Source organism: Streptomyces atriruber (assembly GCF_001418325.1).
GTDB classification, from domain to species: Bacteria; Actinomycetota; Actinomycetes; order Streptomycetales; family Streptomycetaceae; genus Streptomyces; species Streptomyces atriruber.
On record NZ_LIPN01000677.1, the window covers coordinates 1 to 1,473 of the forward strand.

Genomic DNA, 1,473 nt, shown 5'->3' on the forward strand with positions numbered 1-1,473 from the left:
GTCCCGGTCCACGGATCCGGGCGGGGCGGCCGCGCGCAGGCCGTCCGCGAAGTAGGCGGCCACCGCGGTGACCTGGAGGCCCTCGTCCGCATCCCGGAGGGAACCGTCCAGGTCGGCCGTGTCGATGCGGCCCGACTCCTCGTGCGGAGCGCGGCTCTTCGGGTCGAGCCAGCGCACGTTCGCCGTGGCCAGATGGCCGTCCGCGCCCGGCTTGGCCCGCACCGCGTACAGCGCCGTCACCGTGTGGCCGGGGCCGATCTCCCCGCCGTCCACGGAGTCGTCGCGGAAGTCGTCGTCGGCGACCGCCCGGTTGTCGTACCCGATGAGCCGGAACCGCTCGACGGTCTCCGGGTCGAAGGAGACCTGCGCCTTCGCGTCGCGGGCCCGCAGCTCGATGTGGGCGGGGAGCTGCTCGCAGAAGACCTCGCGCGCGTCCTCCTCGTTCGAGACGTACGTGGTGTGGCCGTCGCCCTTGTCGGCGAGCCGCTCCATCAGGGCATCGCCGTAGTCGCTGCCGACGCCGACTCCGAAGAGGGTGATGCCGTGCTCGCGGCGGGCGTCGGAGATCCGGTCCAGGATGCCGTCCGCGCTGGTCTCGCCCGTGTTGGCGAGGGCGTCGGAGAGCAGGACGACCCGGTTGGTGGCGCCCTCCTTCCGGCCGCGCACCGCGGTGTCGTAGCCGGTGGTGATGCCCGCTTCGAGGTTGGTGGACCGGGTGGGCTCCAGGCCCTCGATGGCCCGGTGCACACGGGCGCGGCCGTCCCCGGCGTGCCCGGTGTCTTCGGTGTCCCTGGTGTCTTCGGTGGCTCCGAGGCGCGTCATCGGCAGCACCGTCTTCGCCGTGTCGCTGAAGGTGACCAGCGCGATCGAGTCGTCGGGGCGCAGCCGGTCGGCCATGAGGCCGAGGGACTGCTTCACGAGGTCGAGGCGGCCCGGCTCCGCCATGGATCCGGACACGTCGATGACGAAGGTGAGGGCGGCGGGCGGACGTTCGGTTCCGCCCGGTTCGCCGCGGGTGGCGAGCCCGACCCGGACCAGCGACCAGCCGTCGTCGTCCGTGCGGGCGCCGTCCACGCTCACCGAGAAGCCGTCGCCGTCGGGCCGCGGGTAGTCCTGGCGGAAGCTGTTGACGAACTCCTCGGGGCGGACCGTCGACGGGTCGGGCAGGCGGCCTTCGGCGAGGGTGCGGCGCGCGAAGCCGTACGAGGCGGTGTCGACGTCCAGGGCGAAGGTGGAGCGGTAGTCGGGCGCGTACTCCCGACGGTCGTCGCCGTCCCGTCGCTCGCCGGGCGCCGCGCTGCCGCCGTCCGGCCGACCGGGCGCGGGCATCGGCGCGCTGTCGCGCCGCGCGCCGCCGTCGCCGGTGGCCCGCTCGACGTCGCTCCCGCCGCCGGAGCATCCGGTGAGCGCGATCCCTCCCGCCACGGCCACGGCGAGCAGCCCCTGCCGCATCCTCCGGGCCCGCGGTTCGGT

General features: G+C 74.6%; 1 protein-coding gene. It reads right to left on the reverse strand.

What is annotated here, in order from left to right; all coding sequences use genetic code 11:
* Positions 1 to 1,473: vWA domain-containing protein (locus AOK03_RS39975; RefSeq protein ID WP_425264462.1), on the reverse strand; the 1,473-nt coding region annotated here is incomplete at both ends.